The organism is Nostoc sp. JL34 (assembly GCF_017114945.1).
GTDB lineage: Bacteria > Cyanobacteriota > Cyanobacteriia > Cyanobacteriales > Nostocaceae > Nostoc.
The window spans coordinates 1-18721 of sequence record NZ_JABXKQ010000158.1; the positions used below are offsets into that span (position 1 = coordinate 1).

General features: G+C 42.0%; 12 protein-coding genes and 3 pseudogenes. 10 read left to right on the forward strand and 5 right to left on the reverse strand.

Annotated elements, in window-relative coordinates; all coding sequences use genetic code 11:
* Positions 1-395 precede the first annotated feature (395 nt).
* A pseudogene (locus HWQ44_RS28950) lies at positions 396-550 on the forward strand (lipoate--protein ligase family protein); the annotation flags it as partial.
* A gap of 275 nt (positions 551-825) precedes the next feature.
* On the opposite strand, the gene HWQ44_RS28955 reads toward HWQ44_RS28950, so the two are convergent.
* A complete protein-coding gene (locus tag HWQ44_RS28955; RefSeq protein ID WP_292725399.1) occupies positions 826-960 on the reverse strand; it encodes a hypothetical protein in 135 nt (44 codons plus the stop codon).
* Between the two features lie 332 nt (positions 961-1292).
* Between HWQ44_RS28955 and HWQ44_RS28960 the strand changes: the two genes are divergently transcribed.
* The 4 genes from HWQ44_RS28960 to HWQ44_RS28975 all read left to right on the forward strand — a co-directional run bounded on the left by HWQ44_RS28960 (position 1293) and on the right by HWQ44_RS28975 (position 9174).
* The gene (locus HWQ44_RS28960; RefSeq protein ID WP_292725400.1) at positions 1293-1640 is read left to right on the forward strand and encodes a hypothetical protein; all 348 of its coding nucleotides are present in this window, start codon (positions 1293-1295) and stop codon (positions 1638-1640) included.
* A gap of 574 nt (positions 1641-2214) precedes the next feature.
* Positions 2215-2451 carry a hypothetical protein gene (locus HWQ44_RS28965; protein ID WP_292725401.1) on the forward strand — a complete coding sequence of 79 codons (237 nt, stop codon included), beginning with the start codon at positions 2215-2217 and terminating at the stop codon, positions 2449-2451.
* Between the two features lie 1399 nt (positions 2452-3850).
* Entirely contained in the window at positions 3851-8209 is a 4359-nt protein-coding gene (locus HWQ44_RS28970; RefSeq protein ID WP_292725402.1) for a PAS domain S-box protein, read from the forward strand.
* A complete protein-coding gene (locus tag HWQ44_RS28975) occupies positions 8206-9174 on the forward strand; it encodes a PleD family two-component system response regulator (RefSeq protein WP_292725403.1) in 969 nt (322 codons plus the stop codon). The genes HWQ44_RS28970 and HWQ44_RS28975 overlap by 4 nt, the downstream gene beginning before the upstream one ends.
* Positions 9175-9265: 91 nt before the next feature.
* Here HWQ44_RS28975 and HWQ44_RS28980 read toward each other — a convergent pair.
* Positions 9266-9469, reverse strand: a pseudogene (locus tag HWQ44_RS28980) (helix-turn-helix domain-containing protein); the annotation flags it as partial.
* A gap of 45 nt (positions 9470-9514) precedes the next feature.
* Entirely contained in the window at positions 9515-10651 is a 1137-nt protein-coding gene (locus HWQ44_RS28985; protein ID WP_292725404.1) for a cob(I)yrinic acid a,c-diamide adenosyltransferase, read from the reverse strand.
* Between the two features lie 652 nt (positions 10652-11303).
* On the opposite strand from HWQ44_RS28985, the gene fraC reads away from it, so the two are divergent.
* The 5 genes and pseudogenes from fraC (at position 11304) to HWQ44_RS29010 (ending at position 15842) form a co-directional block, all read left to right on the forward strand.
* Positions 11304-11846, forward strand: coding sequence for a filament integrity protein FraC (fraC, locus tag HWQ44_RS28990; protein ID WP_292725405.1), 543 nt, complete (start codon positions 11304-11306; stop codon positions 11844-11846).
* A 63-nt stretch (positions 11847-11909) separates the two neighbouring features.
* A complete protein-coding gene (fraD, locus tag HWQ44_RS28995) occupies positions 11910-12917 on the forward strand; it encodes a septal junction protein FraD (protein WP_292725406.1) in 1008 nt (335 codons plus the stop codon).
* A 93-nt stretch (positions 12918-13010) separates the two neighbouring features.
* Entirely contained in the window at positions 13011-13790 is a 780-nt protein-coding gene (locus tag HWQ44_RS29000; protein WP_292725407.1) for an ABC transporter permease, read from the forward strand.
* Positions 13791-13825: 35 nt separating this feature from the next.
* Positions 13826-14047 (forward strand): annotated as a pseudogene (locus tag HWQ44_RS29005) (IS4 family transposase); the annotation flags it as partial.
* 541 nt (positions 14048-14588) lie between these two features.
* Positions 14589-15842, forward strand: coding sequence for a glycoside hydrolase family 10 protein (locus HWQ44_RS29010; protein WP_292725409.1), 1254 nt, complete (start codon positions 14589-14591; stop codon positions 15840-15842).
* A 98-nt stretch (positions 15843-15940) separates the two neighbouring features.
* Here the strand turns inward: HWQ44_RS29010 and HWQ44_RS29015 are convergent, their stop codons facing one another.
* Both HWQ44_RS29015 and HWQ44_RS29020 read right to left on the reverse strand, forming a co-directional pair.
* Complete coding sequence (locus tag HWQ44_RS29015) at positions 15941-17422, reverse strand: site-2 protease family protein (RefSeq protein WP_292725410.1); 1482 nt, start codon at positions 17420-17422, stop codon at positions 15941-15943.
* A gap of 375 nt (positions 17423-17797) precedes the next feature.
* Entirely contained in the window at positions 17798-18685 is an 888-nt protein-coding gene (locus HWQ44_RS29020) for a spore photoproduct lyase family protein (protein WP_292725408.1), read from the reverse strand.
* Positions 18686-18721 lie beyond the last annotated feature (36 nt).

Genomic DNA, 18721 nt, shown 5'->3' on the forward strand with positions numbered 1-18721 from the left:
TCAGTACCTCTGCCATAATCCCCCTGTCAATAGGGTTTGAGACGCGCTAACCCTGCTTATTTGACGACGGCGATATGATGCCAAGCATTGTAATTCATCTAAATCCCTATTAGGGATTGAAACTGTAAAATTAGAAGATAGAATTCCTATTTATGATTTATTGCAATTCATCTAAATCCTTATTAGGGATTGAAACCACAGTGCTAATTTCAAAGCACAAATGACACCTAATTACAATTCATCAAAATCCCTATTAAAGATTGGAACTGTGATATTCGGGTCTGGAATCCTGATAAATGGGAATTGCAATTTAAAATCCATAATTTAAATAGGTTTCAGAGCAAGCAAATTTATAATCACTCTCCGAGAAGCAAGCTACCTATAAAAATCCAAAATTGATTCAAGGGTGGCGATCGCTTGGCGTAGAATTACATTACTGTAACTATTCTAGCAAGCAACGATTGCAGATTTAGTTTTGCCAGATGGGACTCAACTCATTGCTAGCGCCCAATTGCGACGTGGAGGGACGATTTTGCAATATGGTTCCATCCATACAAAATTTTAGATAAATACGACATTACTGACAAAAAGCGGGAATGCTGCCCTGAGTTTGCTGATTGTCCGGCAAAGGCTGTAACGATCTTTTTGTATACCAATTAAAAAGCGTCTGGGAGTGTTGCCGTGTTTCCACCCCAAACGCTTTTTATTTTTAACTTGCTCCTCACACAAATAAATGCTATCACTGCTTCAATCAAAAGACGAGTATAGTGAGTGACACTTTCAGAACTGCACTATCAATTTAATTTGGATTTATATTCCTTGACTCTAGCTGATTTTTGGATCGCGATCGCTCCAGAAAGATTGTTTTATTGCACGGAAATCTGATGGACTACCTGGTTGGTAGACCTGATGGCGGAGTTGGTTGAGATTGCCAGATATGTGTTTGGCTACTGATTTCATTACACAGCCACTTTCAAAGATATTGGTAATGACAAGCCTTAAAAAGGGGATTAAGAAGGATCAAGCCTTTATAAGCCGTAAGGCAATTCATTAAATAATTATTAAAAATAAATACATCCCTTAATTAATCTCTGAAACTATTTAATAATAAATTAAACTCTTAAACAAAGATTAGCACTCAAGGCTTGCTAGTGCTAATTTAGAGATAAGGCTTAATACCTATAATATAGTCCAACTTAACGCTAATTATAGATACTTTACTTTCTTTTTAGATATAATTTTATAAAGAACTAAAGCTTTAGTGCAAGTAGTTTAAAACTGGGGTTACTAGGATGAAGTACACTTTTGACATTGTAGGAGTATCTCCACTTTTGCAGTTTTTTAATCAGCAACAGCAAAATGAGCAAAAACTACCCCACCAAGGCGTAGAATACTTAGGAATGCATACGTGTACACTAGATACGTTTCTAGAATCGGTGGAATCAGTTCCAGCAAAGTGGGGTTGGAATCTGGATCAAGTGGTAGATACTGTAATTCAGTTTTGGTTGAATAACTCAGATAGTATTCGTTATTGGAAAGTCCGTTTAAGTGATGCTGGCAAGGATAATTTACTAGTCACAAGATTGGCAGATATAACTGCCTTACAAGCTGAATTTGAATCCCTATTAGATAAGGAATAGTAAAGAGATCAGTAGAATTGAAAAATAATTTAGGATGTAGAGCAACTCCTGTTTTGCAGTAAGAGCCTCATGAAAAAATCATTGTTTAATATTTAAAGAAACTCTGGAATTTTAAGTACCATAAATTAACTATAAAAAATGTAAATGCCCACAATATAGCTTGAATAGTTGCACTAGAGAAAAATTAAGAGTGTGTCCGCGCCGATTAATTTTACGCACGCTATTGTTCATTTTCTATTGAGCTTTTAGTAGTATTTTTTCAGACATTGATATTCTTTTTAGCACTGATTCGGACTTTACTTATGTGTATGCATACAAATCATGCAAACCCAACAATTGCCAAACTTTTTGATTGAGCATTATTGTGCCCTGGAAACAATTGCAAATTAAGGCTTTGAGATTCATAGCCCTCCGAAAATTCCAATTCAGTGGGTCTAAAATATAGCGCTAAGTGTTGACAATCTATAAATAATCGAATAACAAGGTGGCAGCAGCATTAAAAAAAAGCGTTAGTGCATTCCTACCTAGAAACTAATTAACGTCCTTCATGAAACTTCATACGGATAACATAATTATGCCAGAAAATACGGATTACAAAGCTTCCAAATCAGACAATCAGGCTACTGCCTATAAAGAACGCCTCAATTCTTGGGCGATCGCTCGTCTACTTCCTAATACGCAACGGGAGATTGTTGCTCGCTTCCGCAGCCGTTCTGATGCCGATGGCTATATGCGGCACCTTCCTCAGGAAATACCAAATGCTTCCTACATGGTTGTTTTTGATTGTCAACACCAAGAAGCTGTAATTTAAAGTACAAGTATAGGCGATAGACCTATCTTGAAAATAGGGAACAGCTTACAAGTGACAGGGAACAGGGAAAGAGATTTTCGTTCGGAATTGTGCTTGTGTAGCGGGGGCTTTGTACTCACTCTGTTCATGGGCGTCTCTTGTAAAAGGGACTTTTGCACTCTTGTGGTGGAAAGGGAAGGGTTAAGGAGAAAAGAAAGATTCAATCTTTTTAACCCTTGTTCCCAATCCCCACTAACCTTTTTTTGCGATCTTGGGCGTAGCTCACTTAAAAGTAAGGATACAGTAAGTCTGCCTCTGGGTGTCTACGCATTTGCGATCGAGTTAGGCATGATAAAAGAATTAAAAATATGTCACCGATAGCAAAGGCGAGTGTGTCTCGTAGAGAACCTAAGCCGAATGTTGCCTGCAAAACGCTGTTCGCATCCGAGCGTCATAGCCTGTCAAAAACATCACTTACAACTCCAGATTGCAATTTCCGCTTCACTCAACAATTCTGGATGTTGTTAACGGCTATGTCTACTTTTGTAAGTAGAAGCGTAATTAATTCTGTCCGACTACTTATCTACTTTTTAAAATCTGAGTTTCTGAGCCACCCTTGCCAATTAACTAAACAGTAAGCCTTTGTGCATCTATGTTTGGTGAGCCAGTGATATCATGTTCGAGTAAAGACTTATTATTTAGACCGCAGGGGTGCAGGGGGCAGGGAGCAGGGAGAAAGAGGTTTTCCTGACTTTTGCACGGATGCGGTAATCATAAGTAATTAACCGGACATAATATTACTTGAAGTTTATTCGCGTCAAGGGCATGTTAGCGAACCTGAGCAAATATACCTGGCGATTAAAAATTGTGGCTACACAAACGGACTCCTTCCCTACGGATACTGTTGGCGAATGTAATACATTATTGTCTTATTAAGCATTACGTAAGCTCAAACCTTCAATCTGTAGTTGCGGCTTTGAGTTGTAACACTTTTGTCCGTGCGTTTGTAACACTTTCGCCAACAGTATCCCCTACGGGACGCTTACGCGAACGAAAAAGCAAGCTACGCGTAGCGTCTCGCAGAGAAGTCCGCCTACGCAAACTCAAGGAATTTTAAACCCACGGAGGTGGGTTTTGTCTGTATAGCCGCGAATTCCATTCGCCAGGGCTAGGGGTATTTTTACACTCATTGAGATGCTCCCCCTGAGTGCGTCTTATAGAGAAGCCGATTACAGACAATTTGTAGCTATTAAAAAAACGGTAATTATAACCTGGAATTATTAAATTTTTTTATCAAGATTATACACAAACATATTACTGAAAAATAAATTCCGTAATTGCCCCCTTGCTATTGATATTTTAGATTACTTAAAAGTAAAAGTTAGCGCAATAAGCCCTGAAAGTGCTGGAGGGTTAATAAGTGGTCAAACAGCACCGATATAACTGGTTCAAAGCTGTGAAATTTTTCCGTAAACGAGAATTACTAGCGCTGTTGCTGGGGATTGTCTTCTCAATCTCTGTAGTTCTACTCTGGCAGAGATTTTTAATCCAAACTCCGGGGTTATTAACACAAGTAGTATTGATTGGAGGGTTATTGGTTGCCGAGTTATTGGTTATCGGCAACTTGATATTATCAATCTATTTCGCTCTGGTGATGAGAGTAAGTAACCAACAAATAACAGCAATAAATCAGGAGTTAACTTACAGGATTTTTGAACAGAAACAGGTAGAAATTGTCCTCCGTACCAGCGAAAATCATCTGCGGCAGTTGCTGGAAACTGTCAAAGTTATCCCTTGGGAGTTGGACTTGAAGACTTGGCGATTTATCTATGTTGGGCCGCAAGCGGTAGACTTGCTAAGTTATCCGATCGCAGAGTGGTACGAAGAAAATTTTTGGGTTAATCATCTGCATCCACATGACAAGGAAAAGTCTGTTCGTTTTTGTCAAGAAGCAACTGCTAGGTGCGAGAATCACGAATTAGAATACCGGATGTTAGCAGCCGACGGGCGAGTTATTTGGCTGCGAGACGTTGTTAGCGTAGTTAAGGAAGCAGGAACTCCTACTATGCTGAGAGGGTTTATGTTTGACATTACTGATTTGAAGTTGGTTGAAGAAACTTTAAGACTGAGGGAGAGGGCACTTGCTGCTACTAGTAATGGAATTATTATTGCCGATGCCAGACTCGCTTATACTCCGGTTATTTACGTCAACCACGCCTTTGAGCAAATAACAGGCTACAAGGCTACTGATGTGATTGGGCAAAACTGTCGATTTTTGCAACGCACAGATACCAAGCAACCAGCACTTCATGAATTGCGGTCATCTATTCAAGCTGGAACAAGTTGTAAAGTTACTCTCCGTAACTATCGCAAAGATGGTACTTTATTCTGGAATGAATTAAGTATTTCTCCTATCCACGACGAAAATGGCAAGTTAAGTCACTTTATTGGCATTCAGACAGATATTAGCGATCGCAAACTTGCTGAAGCTAGTCTGCGTCGGCAAGCTCTCACCTTTGAAAACATGCATGATGGCGTAATTATCACAGATTTAACCGGAAATATTATTGACTGGAATCCTGCTGCCGAAAGTATGTTTGGTTATAGCAAAGCCGAGATTTTGGCTAAACATCCCAGTATTTTGCATCAGCCAGAAGTAGCTGCCACATTAAGCCCCAAAATTCTGCAAACAGTCAACCAGCAAGGACGCTGGTCAGGGGAAATACAATTTATTCGCAAAGATGGCAGTCAGGGGATTTGCGAGACAACCGTAGTCTCTTTACAGGATGAACGGGGGGAAACTGTTGCCACTGTTGGCGTCAATCACGATATCACCGAAAACAAACGAGCGAAAGAAGCGTTGCAACGGCAATTGCATCGCACCTTACTACTTGAACAAATTACTCAGGAAATTCGTCAAAGTCTTGATGCCAGCAAAATTTTTGAGACGGCTGCTACCCAAATTGGACAAGCATTTGGAGCTGAACGCTGTTTGATCCATTCTTATATTAGCGACCCCACACCCAGAATTCCCCTAGTAGCAGAGTATAATATACTCCCTGGTTACTGCTCCATGTTGAAATTGGAAGTTCCCATGATGAACAATCCTCATGCAGAGCAGATGATGGCACAAGAAATAGCGATCGCTTCTCCAAATGTGTATGTTGATCCTTTACTCCAGGCGGTTGAACCAATCTGCCGACGGATTGGGCTGAAGTCTATGCTGTCAATCCGCACCTCCTATCAAGGAGAACCTAATGGTGCGATCAGCTTACATCAGTGCAGCTATTTTCGCCAGTGGACACAAGACGAAATCGAATTACTCAAAGCAGTGGCGGCTCAACTGGGTATTGCTCTAGCACAAGCTCAGTTACTGCAACAAGAAACGCGCCAACGTGAAGAACTTACCTTGAAAAACTTTGCTTTAGAGCGGGCAAAACGTCAGGCAGAAGCCGCAAATCGGGCAAAAAGTGAGTTTTTGGCGATGATGAGCCACGAAATTCGGACTCCAATGAATGCTGTTATTGCCATGACAGGTCTACTGCTGGATACTGAACTCACACCTCAACAGCAAGACTTTGTGGAAACAGTTCGCAGTAGTGGAGATGCCCTGCTCACGATCATCAACGACATTCTAGATTTCTCTAAAATTGAGTCGGGCAAACTGGAATTAGAAGAACAGCCTTTTGATTTGAGAGCTTGTGTAGAGCAGGCTATTTCCCTTTTAGCTCCGAAAGCTGCCCAAAAGGATATCGAACTAGCTTACTTGATCCAACCGCAAGTTCCGACTCAAATCATCGGCGATATGACACGTCTGCGCCAAGTCTTGATGAACCTCCTCAACAATGCCATTAAGTTTACGGAAAACGGAGAAGTGGTACTCTCTGTTGAACTGGGGATTGGGGATCGGGGATTGGGGATAACGGGTAATAGGGATTTGCATCAAGAAACTTCTTCCCAGTCCCCGATCCCTGTTAGACACCCGCAATTTCTCTACGAAATTCAATTTGCCATCAAAGATACAGGTATCGGGATTGCACCTGAGAAGATAGAGCGGTTATTTCAACCCTTCACTCAGGCTGATGTCTCCATGACTCGACGATATGGCGGCACAGGGCTAGGACTGGTCATCAGCAAGCGGCTCAGTAAGATGATGGGTGGCACTCTTTGGGTAGAAAGCCAGGGGTTTGTTGGTGGCAATCCTAGCCCTAGATGGGAAAGGGGAAAATTATTAACAAAGGCAGAAGACAAGTCAAGAAGCCAAAAGCACGAACTTACTGATGACCAGAAAGAGCAAGGGTTTAAGACCTCCACTGAGATGGAGTTCCTTCTGCCTTCTGCCGCCGCTCTCTACGAGACACTGCGCGAACGCGGACTCACTAACACTGCGCTATCCTGCCTCCTGCCTGCTTCAACATCTCCTGGTTCTTCCCAAGGTTCGACATTCTACTTCACCATTACTACCAAAGTGGCTGCTCAGTCAGAAGAAGCTGAATTAAGGACTTCGCCAGTGCAGCTTACATCCAAGCGACTGTTGATTGTGGATGACAATCTGACCAATCGCCAAATTATTAGCTTGCAAGCTGAGTCTTGGAAAATGGAAACTTATACTGCCAAATCTGGTAAAGAAGCTTTAGCTGAACTTGCTCAGGGAACGCAGTTTGATATTGCCATTTTAGATATGCACATGCCGGAAATGGATGGCATAACCCTAGCTCGTCAAATCCGCAAGCAATCTAGTTGTCAAAATCTGCCTTTGGTGATTCTGACCTCTTTGGGTAAAGTAGAAACTTCCTCTGAGTTTAATGATGTCCTGTTTGCTGCCTCTTTGAGTAAACCTATCAAACAGTCTCAACTCTATGACGTGATTACCCGTGTTTTGGGTAATCAGCCGATCCCAGCCAGTATTTCTCATTTTCCTTTGGTTGATCAGCATTTGGCCCATCGACTGCCATTGCGAATTCTTCTGGCAGAGGATACGGTTGTCAATCAGAAAGTTGCTCTACTGATGCTAGAGAAAATGGGTTATGGGGCAGATGTCGTCAGCAATGGGCTAGAAGTGCTTAAGGCTTTGCAAAAACAGCCCTATGACTTAGTGTTGATGGATGTCCACATGCCTGAAATGGATGGGTTAGAAGCAACTCGGAGAATTTGTCAAGAATCGAAAGTAGGTTTTCGTCCCCATATCATCGCCATAACTGCTAATGCAATGCGGGGCGATCGCGAAACTTGTCTTGCTGCTGGTATGGATGACTACCTTAGCAAACCCATTCAGCTTCAAGAATTGGCTCAGGCACTCAGCAAATGCCCACCTCAAAGAAGTTCTGAATTCACTTCCATAGAAAAACAAGGGAAAGTGATGTCCAAAGAATTGCCACCTTTGCCAAATGTTCTACAGGAAGGGCAAAACCAGACATTAAAAAGCGCCAAAATTGATACCAAAATTCTCCAATCCTTGCGGAATATGGTCAGAGGAGATCGTGTGGTATTTGCTGAACTGATTGAGTGTTATCTTACAGAGACACCGAAACTGGTGCAAGATATCAGCGCAGCTATCACAACTCAGGATATCCAGACTATATGGAAGACAGCCCACAAACTCAAATCCAGCAGTGCTTCTGTTGGAGCGATCGCCCTGGCGCAGCTTTGCAAGGTGTTAGAAATACAGGGACGGAGTAGTAAATTAGAAAACAGCCTAGAATTGCTCTCACAACTATACCAGGAATATGAACAAGTTAAAACTGCCTTACAAAAAGAACTTGCAAAGGAAGTACTATGAAAGCCAATGCTCAAGAAAGTCAATCTTTAGTTCTAATTGTTGATGATGAACCTTTTATCCGCTTGATATTGCGGCATTTCTTAGAGCGGGAAGGGTATAAAATAGCAGAAGCTCAAAATGGCATAGAGGCAATAAAAGCTTTTAAGCAACTGCACCCTGATATAGTACTCCTTGATGCCATAATGCCGGATATGGATGGGTTTGATTGTTGCACTCAGTTGGAGCTTCTTGATTGTAGCAAGCACACTCCAGTTTTAATGATTACAGGACTTGAAGATCAAGAGTCAGTTGACCGGGCATTTGAAGTGGGGGCGATGGATTATGTTACCAAACCGATTCACTGGCCAGTTTTGCGACAACGGGTAAAACGCTTGATTCAGCAATCTCAGTTACAGCAGAAACTAGAAGCCGTTAATCTAGAATTGCAGCGATTAGTTACTATCGATGGATTAACTCAAGTAGCTAATCGCCGACGGTTTGAAGAGTATTTTAATCAAGAGTGGCAGCGCATGAAACGGGATCAACAGTCTCTCTCCCTGATTCTTTGCGATGTTGATTTCTTCAAATTATATAATGATACCTATGGTCATCGGGTAGGCGATCGCTGTCTTCAAAAAATTGCTCAAGCCATCAAAGATATTATTAAACGTCCTGGAGACTTAGTTGCCCGTTATGGTGGGGAAGAATTTGCTGTGATTTTACCTAACACAGACACTGAAGGGGCCACTCATGTTGCCGACAAAATTTGTCATGCCGTCCGAACACTAGCAATTCCTCATAAAAATTCCCAAGTTAGTCCTCATGTAACCATTAGTGTCGGGTTTAGGACGGAAATTCCTCAGCCAGATTCTGACTTGGAAGAAATGATTGCCGCAGCGGATCGAGCGTTGTATAAAGCAAAGGCAGCAGGACGCGATCGCTTTGTGCAAAATATTTTACTACCGAGAAGTAAAAAATCCTGCTAGTTGTCCACTCCTTTAAGCGGTTTTCTTCTTCTATCCGTGCTAAACCGGCCCGATATTGGGCTTCACGATTGAGCCAAAATGCTGTCGTACTCCCTAAAACTCGTTCCAGTTTCAGGGCAGTTTTTTCATTGATGGGTGCTTTGCCGTTGATGAGTAGGCTGATATGTTTCGTAGTGTAGCCTAATCGCTCTGCTAACTGTACTTGTGTCCAATCACGCTCTTCTAATATATCAGCGATAGTATCACCGGGAGGAGATACCCAATCTGGAGTGAATGTTCGCGTTGTCTCAATCATGGTAATTTCCAATGAAAATAATACAAACAGCAGTAACTTTAACGCTTAAAAATCTACACCTCGTTTAAGTTCTACACCTTGATTGGCATAGTGTTTGTGGCAATAAACCTCTGAGTGGACGCTAGCCAAGTCGAAGTATGCGGGTGGATTTTGGCAGCGACCAGTGATGATGATTTCGGTATCGCGGGGTTTGCGGAGCAAAGCTTGAACAATGGGTTCAACAGGGAGTAATTCTAAGTCAACGGTGGGATTAAGTTCATCAAGAATAATAGTTTTATACAATCCAGAAGCGATCGCAACTTTCGCGATTTCCCAACCCCGTTCGGCTTCTACATAATCTAATTCTTGCCGGGAATTTCGCCAGACAATGGCATCTCCACCGCAGCGCTGATGATCCACCACTTCTGGATATGACTGCTGTAAGGCAGCGATCGCAGCGTCTTCTGTATAGCCGCTACCACCTTTAAGCCACTGCATAATCAACACACGGGTAGACCCTGGATGATTAATTCCCCTACCAATGGCCTGTAAGGCTTTGCCTAAAGCACTAGTAGACTTGCCTTTACCAGCACCAGTATAAATTTCAATCCCTTCAAGGAAGAGAGCTTTGGCTGTTGGGTGGTGATGAGGTTTCATTTCTGAGTGCAAATCTGCAATATCGAGCAACTTTTGCGGTGCAGCGCGTCCAGTGGCGATGATTTCCAACTCTTGAGGTTTGGATTTTAATGTCCGTACCACTTCATCTACTGGTAGCAAACCTAAATCTAGAACCGGGTTAATTTCATCCAAAACGACAACTGAATATAAACTACTGGCGATCGCACCTTTGGCCACATCCCAACCCCGCATCGCTTCATCTCGATCAAAGGTAGTAATTTCTTCATGCCCAAAAAATTCGGCTCTCCCAGTCCGAACCTGGTCAATTAAATGGGGAAACCCACGCTGCAAAGCTGCGATCGCGCCATCTTCGTCATAATCACGTTCTGGCCCTTTTAAAAACCGCAACAGTAAAACCCGGTTGGAATTGCTAGGCGTATTTATCCCCAAGCCTATGGAGCGCAAAACCACCCCCAAAGCCGCTTGGGACTTACCTTTACCCACACCATCATAGACGTGAATTTGACCAATGAGCCGTTCCTGACGCACTTGCGCCGTGCGAATACCGATACCGTTCCTTGTCATTTCTCAAAAAGCTATAACTATGGCAGTCTTTAATCTTACAAGAATGCTGGTTGAGAGCAAGGAAGTGCAACCCTCAAAACTTTTTGGATTTTGAGGATTGAATGTCTTTGAAGTCCGGCATGAAAGCGGCAAGAGGGGATTTATTCCCTCAAACGTGTTGTACTCTCAAGTAGAAAAACTGCACCTCTAGCATATCCGTACAACGATTAAGTAGATGTATTAACAATATCAATAAAGGAATACTGCCACGCCACCATAGTAAAGGACAAGAACAATGGGATAATTTCCCCCATCACCCTCAATACGGTTCGGATAAGCAGGGAAAGCAGGAGGGGAAGAAAGGGAGCATCTCAATGAGTGTAAAAATACCCCTAGCCCTGGCGAATGGAATTCGCGGCTATACAAACAAAACCCACCTCCGTGGGTTGAAAATTCCTTGAGTCCGCGTAGGTGGACTTCTCTGCGAGACGCACTCGCGTTCGTTTGTGTAGCCGCTATTTTTAATTGCTAGGTATATTTGCTAGAAATTCTTTCTCCCCTACCTCTCTTCTCCCCTTGCCTCAACAGATAAATTTGTTAACCGAACCGTATTGCCATCTCCCTCACTATCCCAGTTATACTCACTACAGTTAACCCTTACCCTTGACGATTTATGCCTGAAAATTGGATGCTTCCCAGTATTTTTCCCATTGGTGGAATTCTGTTTGACTTTTTATTTGTACTGATTGCCATCCCCATCGAAGCATATGTTTTACACTTTCGACTAAAATTTGATAAAAAGTCCAGTACTTTTTATGCCATTTCTATCAATCTATTTTCTAGTGTAATTGGTTGGTTTATATTTTTTGTATCAGAACCAATGTTGCCAGTACAGGTGAAATCAGAATTAATTAACTATATATTTTTTAATAGTTTTAAATCGCCAAATACCCAAACTTTAATTATCTTAACGTCATGTATAATTTTCTTCGCTACTTTTTTGATAAAGTTTTTAATTTTAAGGATTTTACTACTATCATTATTAAATGAACCAATAGCTAAAAAAGAAGAGGAGCCTAAAACATCTCATCGGCAGAGATGGCGTCATTTTAGCAGCATTCAATTACAAAATACTAATTTAGTTACTACTATATTAATAGCGAATTCTCTGAGCTATACTGCGATAACTGTTATTTTATTATTCCGTTCAAAATAACAAAAATTTACTTGTTTAATTTCGAGGAAAATTAGTGATTAATTAATCAGTGTAGGGAGGAAAATGAATACGATATTTAAAGATGTATTTGGAGTTTTTAAATTTGCTGAAGGGCTTTATGCGGGAATTAGAAAAGTAATAGTTCCACCCAAAGCTTATTCTTGGCAGACATTTATTTATATGAGTGTTTTCTCTTGGGTGCTTTCATATTTTGCTACAGGTTATATCAAAGATATAATTGCCTTTTTCGGTTGGTTATTTCTCATTGCCGGCACAGCTTGGTATACGACTGAAGATCCTTTGAGGGTTCCTGGTACTTTTATGCCAGTTGGGGCAGTGATAACTGGATTCTTAGTGAGTGTTTTTGCATTTGGAAATCAACAAGATGTCATTACATCAAGAACAATTGTTTTTTGGCCGACACTTTCAGCACTAATTACGGCAATACCAGAATTTATTGAAGGAAATGATACCGATGCTAAAGCTCGCATTCCTAAGCCAGAAGATCGCCAAAAAATCATAGTTTTAGTTGCTTGTAGTATGCTGCTAAGTTGCTGGATTCAGTTTTACTTTGTGATGGATAATTGGTTACAACAATATCCCAGTTTGCAGGCAGATACTTTTAAACGTAGTACCTTTGTTGTCAGAACAGAACAAGCAGTAAAAATCCCCAGAAATGGCGTTGTAATTCTAGAAAAACTTCAACCACTAGTAGTAGAACAAATAGCTGAAACACCTTGGTCGGAAGTGGAAAAATGGTTGCTAGATGCGAAACAGCAGGTAGGAACTTTGGGTAGGGGAGTAATTCAAAAGAATCTGGGTAAATATGAAGAAAAGGAACTATGGCGCGTCGAACCGCGTGTAGCTAATACTAAATCTGGATATATATTAGATTTACTAAGTATTTGGATAGGCCCAAGTTCTAACCCACGGGGATATTATTTGAAGAAATCTTGTCGGATTGAACCAGTTGCAGCAGCCAATAATTCAGAGAATAAGATTACAGTTGCAGAAATTGAATGCGATCGCGCCAGTAAACTTATTGCTGGCTCACCGCCTCCTCAGCAGTAAAGGTGGGGAGGGGGACAAGGAAGAATTATTGAAGAAGCCTTTTTCTTGTCTCCTCCTAATGATCAATAACAAATGACAAATGACAAATGACAAATGACAATTAACAGAATTTTTGTATTGGCAAATAATGTATTTCAGGAAGTGGTACGCGATCGCATCCTATATATTATTGGTTTTTACGCGCTAATACTCGCCACTGCCTTCCGCGTCCTTCCTGAATTTGCAGCTACGACTGAAGACAAAATATTTTTAGACTTTGGGATGGCGGCGATGAATGCCATCGGGTTAATTGTTACGGTATTTATTGGTACGGGACTGATTAATAAAGAAATTGAGAAACGCACTATCTTGGTGTTAATTGCTAAACCTGTCAGCCGTAGCGAAATTATCGTCGGTAAATACTTGGGTTTATCCACAGTACTAGCTGTACTTGTCGCCACGATGACAGCAATTTATCTGGTATTTCTGCAAGTTGGTAACATTCCTCATTCAACTGCAAGTATTCTAATTGCTGCAATTTTCTTATTTTTGCAGTTGTCATTAATCACGGCTGTCGCTATTACCTTTGGTGTTTTTACTGCTTCTCTGCTAGCGACTCTTTTAACCTTTGCGGTATATTTAATCGGAAATATTACTCAAGATTTAGTACAACTTGGGCGTCTTAGCCATAACCCTGGTATGGAACGTCTAACTCAAGGTTTGTTTCTCATCTTACCAGATTTATCTCGATTAAATTTGAAAAATGATGCCGTTTATGGTTTGCAAGCACTACCTGACACAACTGCACTGATTACAAATGCTGGCTATGGCTTACTTTATAGTGCCATGTTGTTAGCGATCGCTATTTTTATCTTTTCACAACGCGAATTTTAGTCATATCATGTCCGCATAATTAGTTATGCTAACCGCACGAGTGGCAAGTCCTCTATGCCACCTTAAATCACCAACTTTAGCCTCACAAAGCACCACCTCCTCTAGCTGATGTTGTGAATTGGATTGCTCGACTTGGTGGGTTTTTAGGTCGTAAAGACGATGGCTTTCCTGGCGTGAAAGTTCTCTGGCGTGGCTTGACTCGATTACATGATCTTGTTCAAGGTTGGGAAGTTTGTCAATCTCTCAATCGTTCATGATCATCCCATCCTTGAGTCAGTTTGTTTAATTTTTTCACTCTTCTATTTGTGATCATTAGACTTTCATCTACTCTCAACCATGAGAGAATGATATTTTTTGCGTCTTTGTTGATTTTAGTCAGCTATTTTCTAGAGTCAATCATGATTTTTTACCTCTCTACTCCACTACATAACTGCTTTCTTCTGTCAAATATTCTGTTAAGAAAGATGTTTATAATGGATAGAGAGGCTTTGAATTTTGCTTCCCAATGCTAGCAGCGAAGGGGCTGGGGGTTAGGTCTGTATTGGACTCAACCGAGAAGCGCTATATTTTGGAGTCAAGAGAACTCAGTAACGACTCAATACTTTTTGAGGATAAATTTTTTAAGATTGACCAGACTTGAAAGGGCTGTTAGCGGTAGCGAGGCGTTGAGCCAGTCCCCAGCGCCTCTTTCATGTGTTCTGCTGTACGCAGTTCATGACGATCGTTTTAGCGCTTACAATCGAAACGATCGCTATTCATGCTGGTTGTTCATAATTTGATGATGTCTGTAACCAAATGATGAAAAGGTTTATAAAGTGGTGTGTTGAATTTCCTTTTTGGTGGAATATTCGCCAAAGCAGAAAGTCTCTTTTGTTTGCCGTTATGCTTACCTTAAGTGTGGTAGCTACGGTGATGCTATCTTTCCCCTTGAATGCTCAAATTAATCTGCCGCCAACGCCTGCATCTGAGTTAAGGGGAGTGTGGTTAACAAATATTGATAGTGATGTGTTATTTGAGCGCGATCGCCTCAAGGGATCTTTGCAACGTCTTGATGAACTCAATTTTAACACCATCTATCCGGCGGTTTGGAATTGGGGATATACATTGTATCCTAGTAAAGTTGCAGCGAAAGTTATTGGGCGATCGCTCGATCCTACACCCGGACTGCAAGGGCGAGATATCCTCAAAGAAATTGTTGATGTGGGACATCAAAAAGGGTTAACAGTGATTCCCTGGTTTGAATTTGGCTTCATGGCACCAGCGGATTCTCTATTAGCCAAAAATCGTCCCCAATGGCTCACTAGTCGCAGTGATGGGACTCGGATTGTCAAAGAAGGGACACATAATCGCGTTTGGCTAAATCCCTTTCGCCCAGAAGTACAACAGTTCATTCAAGATTTAATCGTTGAAATTGTTAGAAACTACAATATTGATGGTATTCAATTTGATGATCATTTTGGCTTGCCATCAGAATTAGGGTACGATGCTTACACAGTAGCACTTTACAAGAAAGAACACCGTGGTAAAGCTCCCTCCAAAAACTTCAAAGATCCAGAATGGGTGCGCTGGAGAGCTAACAAAATCACCGACTTTATGAAACGGGTATTTACAGCTATTAAAGCTACTAAAAAAAATTGCTTGGTTTCCGTTGCTCCTAATCCCCAGCGCTTCTCTTATGACTTCTTTTTAGCAGACTGGCAAAAGTGGGAACGCCTGGGAATCATTGAAGACTTAGTTTTGCAGGTATATCGGGATGACTTGAATGTTTTTATTAGTGAATTAGAATACCCAGAAGTGAAAGCAGCCAAGAGTCATATTCCAGTGAGTGTGGGCATTTTGGCTGGGTTGAAAAATAGATCCATATCGATGCAGCAGATTCAGACACAAGTGCAAAAAGTACGCGATCGCAATTTTGCTGGAGTCTCCTTCTTTTTCTATGAAACTCTCTGGAATATGAGCAAAGAAAAGCTTCAAGAACGTCAAACTGGCTTCCAGAAAATTTTCCCCACACCAACAGCTTACCCGAATCTGCTAGCAGGTTGGAAACCGTAGAAATGTAGGGAGTAGGGAGTGGGGAGATGGGCAGAATTCTTTAAATTCCTAACTCCTGTAGAGACGCGATTAATCGCGTCTCTACTCCTAATTCAGCATTATCCTATTCCCAAACGCCCAGCCAAGCCCGGAGTTAGGGGTAAAAGGGTAGTAATCATTAAGAATAGAGCTAAAAGACCTAAAGCGGCTCTAGCATCATCAGGTTCAGTGACTTCATTCAAGCTGGGGCGTTCTTGATCCCGTTGCAAAAAGAAAATCACGATCGCCCAGTACATGGCAAGAGTATTACCGAGAGACACTAGCGCCAGTAAAATTAAAGTTGCGATCGTTGCTCGTCCTGCGGTTTTGCGTCCATAAATTGCTTGAACAATCCGCCCACCATCTAATTGTCCTGCGGGCATCAAGTTCAAAGCGTTAATTACTAACCCCAACCAACCAATCACCACTAGGGGATGAACGCTTACCAGGGGTGACTGTAACGCCGAACCAAGGACAACTCGCGCCAAACTTCCAACCAAAATCGATCCTTGGAAAAACTGATTTGGCAATTGAAATAAACTACCTGGGTGGGAAAGCAGCAAGCCCGTCACCAGCATTAACAAAGAGACCATACCACCTACGGCTGGCCCTGCCAAGGCGATATCAAATAATACCTTGCGGTTGGGCAACAGAGATTCAAAGCGGGTAATTGCACCAAAGGAGCCAATTTGCACTGCGGGCAGAAAAAAGGGCCAGCTAAGGCGAATTTGGTGACGCTGGGCAAGTAACCAATGACCAATTTCGTGAGCTATTAAAATCGTAAATATCCCAGCACCTATGGGTAAAGCTTCTTGAAACCGCCCTGGATTGCCAAAAAAATCAAAATTCAGCAGTAATCCCGCTGCTTCTAAATTTGTGGCAATGGTTGCTATCAACAGAATACCTGCAAAAGCTTTTTGCGATAACAACATCGGCTTGGGATCGTTGCGGCTCGGTAGGACAATCATCACGGGTCTACCATCTGTGTTTTCCACTAAAAACAGACGATAGCGATCGCCAAGGCGTTGCTGTAAACTTGCAGTTAGACGGTTGTGAGTTTCTTCTGGTTCTCCCCGCAAATTGCCTTTGAAAATGGCTCCATCTTGGTAAGCGATCGTTTCTGTGGCAAAAAATGTATCGATACCAAAGATACCTTTAATTGCATTCAAATCATCTTCTGGTATCGGCGGGATCTGCGGTTTCAGTTCTGCTGCTGTTGGTTGTGGGGAATTTGCTTCAAGTAAGGAAGCAGCAGCAAGTCTTTCGGTTGCGCGTTGCTTGAGGATGGCATCTTGCCCAGCTGCGCGTAACTGTCTGCCCAAATAGACGTATAATCCGGCGGAAGTCACCACTAAGAACAATATACCCGCTATATTGATGTAAATTCCTACGGCAAACAACCCAAAAAACAGGAGCCAGGGAGTCATCAACACCACCGACTGTAACCAGGCTAAGATTCCCAGTTTACCAAAAGGTCTGGCGCGATAAAAGCCCCAGCCCAAAATGCCTAAAGCTACCAGTAGGATTGCCGCCAGGATAGAAGTTTCTGATAAAGTAAACATCTCCAAACCTTTGCTATTGAGACTAAGCCAGAACAAGTCCGGTATTGCAGATACACTTATTAATGTATAACGCCGCCTGTAGTCTGCCCAAATTATCCCGCTTTGCGTGGTCGCAGCCAAACCCAGGCGGGGGGTAAAAAAATTCGTAGTCAGGACTTTAGTCATGAATTTTTAAGCACTAAAGTGCTTACTACAAACCTATCAAAATTTTTGGGACAGACCACTAGGTTTTAAAAAGTAATTCTTTTGTAGGATGTGTTACGGCTTTAGTCTAATGCACCTGAGCAACCTGAAAAGAGAGCGATCGCATAAATATCAATCGCTCTCTAACCCAATAATTAATTTGCTCAAACTCTATATGAGCGAAGTAGTCTTCTAAGTCCAATAAAGAATTTCAGCATTTGGAAAGCGCTTAGTAATCTCAGTCTCAAAAAAGCAACGCAACGCCTTCATTGTGTCTTTATCGTAAACGTACTTCGTCCCACCAAACTTATTACGCTTGACACTGCGTTTGGCCTCATCCATTTCTAATTTTGATTGCGGATACCAAGTTTGTAACACTTCTTTTGACCCAGGTGTGAACCGATGCGAGATGAGTTCAAAGGTAAGGTCACAGTCAAAATCCAGTGCCTCGTTTATTTGGTCAAACAAACGACTATAGTGCATTTGCCAATCGTCTATCGGCATAATTGGCGCGATAACCAAGCCTACTGGATAACCGCCACCGTCACGCTCTTGTGGTAGCGCCAACCGTCGCAACGCATTAAGTCTGGATGCTACGGATGCTGTGCCACCTTCAAACTTACCAGAAATCGGTGCGGCATTAACACTCATCCGACAGCGGGTATGCCCATTGTGTGGTAAGTAGAGTAATCCATCCACAGCATCAAACTTCGATACCCAACGTAGATGTGCATTGGTACGAGTGCCAAAGTAACGGATACATTCAGCCAGACTTCCAGTTAAATGCTCAATACCCAATGGGTCTGTGTAACAGCTAACTTCAAAACTTGTGGTTTTCCCCTGCTGCTCGTAGTTGGCTAAGTTATCTAATATCTGCGGTAGGTTGGCAAAAACGCGGATGACAGGTGGCCCCGACAAGCTTCCAGCTAGGTAGCAGTATTGACAGTGAGCCGGACAACCTTCGGCAAGGTGAAACTGCCAATCCGCAGAAGGTGGGATGGGACTCAGTTTAAAAGAACTGGGTGGTGCAGTAACTACTGCTAAGGTACGCTTGGCGATGTTATAGAACCCATTTGACATCTTTTACTGTGTTGAAGTAAAGTGAGCGCAAAAGTT

What these genes read in the sequence shown, in the direction of transcription:
- HWQ44_RS28955 (WP_292725399.1), bottom strand. Translation starts at nt 960, where the DNA reads ATGAAATCAGTAGCCAAACACATATCTGGCAATCTCAACCAACTCCGC.
- HWQ44_RS28960 (WP_292725400.1), top strand. Translation starts at nt 1,293, where the DNA reads ATGAAGTACACTTTTGACATTGTAGGAGTATCTCCACTTTTGCAGTTT.
- HWQ44_RS28965 (WP_292725401.1), top strand. Translation starts at nt 2,215, where the DNA reads ATGCCAGAAAATACGGATTACAAAGCTTCCAAATCAGACAATCAGGCT.
- HWQ44_RS28975 (WP_292725403.1), top strand. Translation starts at nt 8,206, where the DNA reads ATGAAAGCCAATGCTCAAGAAAGTCAATCTTTAGTTCTAATTGTTGAT.
- HWQ44_RS28985 (WP_292725404.1), bottom strand. Translation starts at nt 10,651, where the DNA reads ATGACAAGGAACGGTATCGGTATTCGCACGGCGCAAGTGCGTCAGGAA.
- fraC (WP_292725405.1), top strand. Translation starts at nt 11,304, where the DNA reads ATGCCTGAAAATTGGATGCTTCCCAGTATTTTTCCCATTGGTGGAATT.
- fraD (WP_292725406.1), top strand. Translation starts at nt 11,910, where the DNA reads ATGAATACGATATTTAAAGATGTATTTGGAGTTTTTAAATTTGCTGAA.
- HWQ44_RS29000 (WP_292725407.1), top strand. Translation starts at nt 13,011, where the DNA reads ATGACAATTAACAGAATTTTTGTATTGGCAAATAATGTATTTCAGGAA.
- HWQ44_RS29010 (WP_292725409.1), top strand. Translation starts at nt 14,589, where the DNA reads ATGAAAAGGTTTATAAAGTGGTGTGTTGAATTTCCTTTTTGGTGGAAT.
- HWQ44_RS29015 (WP_292725410.1), bottom strand. Translation starts at nt 17,422, where the DNA reads ATGTTTACTTTATCAGAAACTTCTATCCTGGCGGCAATCCTACTGGTA.
- HWQ44_RS29020 (WP_292725408.1), bottom strand. Translation starts at nt 18,685, where the DNA reads ATGTCAAATGGGTTCTATAACATCGCCAAGCGTACCTTAGCAGTAGTT.